The sequence below is a fragment of the Streptomyces sp. NPDC059456 genome (assembly GCF_042750055.1).
Classification (GTDB): Bacteria; Actinomycetota; Actinomycetes; order Streptomycetales; family Streptomycetaceae; genus Streptomyces.
In genome coordinates this window covers 7,276-10,183 of the sequence record NZ_JBHYVA010000275.1, presented here as the reverse complement: position 1 = coordinate 10,183, position 2,908 = coordinate 7,276, and the positions used below count along the sequence as shown (strand labels likewise).

General features: G+C 71.3%; 4 protein-coding genes. All 4 read left to right on the top strand.

The features are described 5' to 3' along the window. The first annotated feature begins 14 nt into the window (after positions 1-14). The 4 genes from ACFXA3_RS22985 (at position 15) to ACFXA3_RS22970 (ending at position 2,818) form a co-directional block, all read left to right on the top strand. The gene (locus tag ACFXA3_RS22985; protein WP_385189475.1) at positions 15-197 is read left to right on the top strand and encodes a putative leader peptide; all 183 of its coding nucleotides are present in this window, start codon (positions 15-17) and stop codon (positions 195-197) included. A 71-nt stretch (positions 198-268) separates the two neighbouring features. After that, on the top strand, positions 269-808 hold the full coding sequence (locus ACFXA3_RS22980) for a flavin reductase family protein (protein WP_385189473.1): 540 nt from the start codon (positions 269-271) through the stop codon (positions 806-808). Positions 809-1,011: 203 nt separating this feature from the next. Next, positions 1,012-1,797, top strand: coding sequence for an electron transfer flavoprotein subunit beta/FixA family protein (locus ACFXA3_RS22975; protein WP_054226312.1), 786 nt, complete (start codon positions 1,012-1,014; stop codon positions 1,795-1,797). 58 nt (positions 1,798-1,855) lie between these two features. Further along, positions 1,856-2,818, top strand: a complete 963-nt coding sequence (locus tag ACFXA3_RS22970; protein ID WP_385189470.1) for an electron transfer flavoprotein subunit alpha/FixB family protein — start codon at positions 1,856-1,858, stop codon at positions 2,816-2,818. The last annotated feature ends 90 nt before the right edge of the window (positions 2,819-2,908 follow it).

Below are 2,908 nucleotides of genomic sequence, written 5' to 3'. Positions count from 1 at the left end.
CTGGGTGCCGCGGTATGACGGGCACGCCGGTACACGCGCCCGCACGCAGGGTGACGCGCCTCGCATCTGCCCGATGCGGCTTGACTGTGTACACGGGAGATCGCCAGGCTGGCGGCATGCGGTATGAACTCCTGCTTTACGGGCGGGTCCACGTGGACCTCGTCCGCTACGCGAGCGCGCGTTGTCGGGGCCACTGAACGACCCCGGCCCCCGACCCGATCCGACCGCGCCCGTGCCCGCCGCCTCCGCGGCAGAAGGAAGCTCCCCGATGACAGCCCCGCCGGTGACCACGGCCCCCTCGGCCCCGTCCGTACGATCCGCATCCGGCCAGCCCGGCTCGCCCGACCTGCTCCGCTCCGCCTTCCGGAGGCATGCCGCCGGTGTGGCCGTGATCACCGCCGAGGACGGCGGGCGGCCGGTCGGGTTCACCGCGACCTCCCTGAACTCGGTGTCCGCCGACCCCCCGCTGCTGTCCTTCACGATCGCCACCGGAGCCTCCAGCTGGCCCGCGATACGCGACTCCGAGCACCTCGGCGTCCACATACTCGGCGAGCACCAGAAGGATCTCGCGGGCCTGTTCGCCCGCAGCGGAGCCGACCGGTTCGGCACCGGCACCCGGTGGGCGCCGGGTCCGCATGACGTGCCGGTGCTGGACGGCGTACTGGCGTGGCTGGTGTGCCGGGTCGTGGCGCGGGTGCCCGCCGGGGAGCACCGGGTGATCATCGCGGAGGCCGTGGTCGGCGACCCGGCCGGCGAGGGCCGGCCGCTGCTGTACCACCAGGGTCGCTTCAACGCGTTGCGCGACTGAATCGTCCCTGCTGGGGCGGGTTCGGGTGGCGTTGGACAGATCACAGTTCAGCGGCCTTGCAACCGTGGAGGACCCACGGTGTACTGACGAGTAACATTCCCTTCGGAGCGCGGGCCGCCCCGACCGGGATCCGCCCGACAAGGCGCCTATGCTGCCTGCACAAGGCGGTATCAGAAAAAAGACGATGCGGTAGGAGAGCCGGCGTGAGCCTGAGGATCGTTGTCTGTGTGAAGTACGTGCCCGACGCCACCGGCGACCGGCACTTCGCCGATGACCTGACGGTCGACCGCGACGACGTCGACGGTCTGCTGTCGGAGCTCGACGAGTACGCCGTCGAGCAGGCGCTGCAGATCGCCGAAGACGCCGACGACGCCGAGATCACCGTCCTGACGGTGGGCCCCGAGGACGCCAAGGACGCGCTGCGCAAGGCGCTGTCCATGGGTGCCGACAAGGCCATCCACGTCGAGGACGACGACCTGCACGGCACCGACGTCATGGGCACCTCGCTGGTGCTCGCCAAGGCGATCGAGAAGGCCGGCTACGACCTGGTCATCACCGGCATGGCCTCGACCGACGGCACCATGGGCGTGCTCCCGGCGATCCTGGCCGAGCGCCTGGGCGTCCCGCAGGTCACCCTGCTCTCCGAGGTCAAGGTCGAGGACGGCACCGTCACGGGCCGCCGCGACGGCGACTCCGCGAGCGAGCAGCTGGAGGCCTCCCTCCCGGCGCTCGTCTCCGTGACGGACCAGTCGGGCGAGGCCCGCTACCCCTCCTTCAAGGGCATCATGGCCGCCAAGAAGAAGCCGGTGGAGTCCTGGGACCTGGAGGAGCTGGAGATCGAGGCGGACGAGGTCGGCCTCGAGGGCTCCTGGACCGCGGTGGACTCCGCGGCGCAGCGCCCGGCCCGCACCGCCGGCACGATCGTCAAGGACGAGGGCGAGGGCGGCAAGCAGCTGGCCGAGTTCCTGGCCGGCCAGAAGTTCATCTAAGGACTTCGGTCACCCCTGTTAGCCCCCAGATACTTCGCAATCGCAGGAGAGCAGTCCCATGGCTGAAGTTCTCGTCTACGTCGACCACGTGGACGGCGCCGTCCGCAAGCCCACCCTCGAGCTGCTGACGCTGGCCCGCCGCGTCGGCGAGCCCGTCGCCGTCGCCCTCGGCGCCGGTGCCGAGGCCACCGCCGCCGTGCTCGCCGAGCACGGTGCCGTCAAGGTCCTCACCGCCGACGCCCCCGAGTTCGCCGAGTACCTCGTCGTACCGAAGGTGGACGCGCTCCAGGCCGCGTACGAGGCCGTTTCCCCGGCCGCCGTGCTCGTCCCGTCCTCCGCCGAGGGCAAGGAGATCGCCGCCCGCCTGGCCGTGCGCATCGGCTCCGGCATCATCACCGACGCCGTCGACCTGGAGGCGGGTGACGAGGGTCCGGTCGCGACGCAGTCCGCGTTCGCCGCGTCCTTCACCACCAAGTCCCGCGTCTCCAAGGGCACCCCGGTCATCACCGTCAAGCCGAACTCGGCTCCGGTCGAGGCCGCCCCGGCCGCCGGTGCCGTCGAGGCGCTCGCCGTCACCTTCGGCGCCCTGGCCACCGGCACCAAGGTCGTCTCCCGCACCCCGCGCGAGTCGACCGGCCGTCCCGAGCTGACCGAGGCCGCGATCGTCGTCTCCGGCGGCCGTGGCGTCAACGGTGCCGAGAACTTCGGCATCATCGAGGCCCTCGCGGACTCCCTCGGTGCGGCCGTCGGTGCCTCGCGCGCCGCCGTCGACGCCGGCTGGTACCCGCACTCCAACCAGGTCGGCCAGACCGGCAAGTCGGTCTCCCCGCAGCTGTACATCGCCTCCGGCATCTCGGGCGCGATCCAGCACCGGGCCGGCATGCAGACGTCGAAGACCATCGTGGCCATCAACAAGGACGCCGAGGCCCCGATCTTCGACCTCGTCGACTACGGCGTGGTCGGCGACCTCTTCGCGGTCGTCCCGCAGCTGACCGAGGAGATCCAGGCCCGCAAGGGCTGACCTGCGTCGATGCTGTGACTCGGGGCGGGGGGGGGGGGCTCACGGCCCGCGCCCCCCCCCGAGAGGCACCAGCACCAGCTAACAAACTAA

What these genes read in the sequence shown, in the direction of transcription:
- ACFXA3_RS22970 (WP_385189470.1), top strand. Translation starts at nt 1,856, where the DNA reads ATGGCTGAAGTTCTCGTCTACGTCGACCACGTGGACGGCGCCGTCCGC.
- ACFXA3_RS22985 (WP_385189475.1), top strand. Translation starts at nt 15, where the DNA reads ATGACGGGCACGCCGGTACACGCGCCCGCACGCAGGGTGACGCGCCTC.
- ACFXA3_RS22980 (WP_385189473.1), top strand. Translation starts at nt 269, where the DNA reads ATGACAGCCCCGCCGGTGACCACGGCCCCCTCGGCCCCGTCCGTACGA.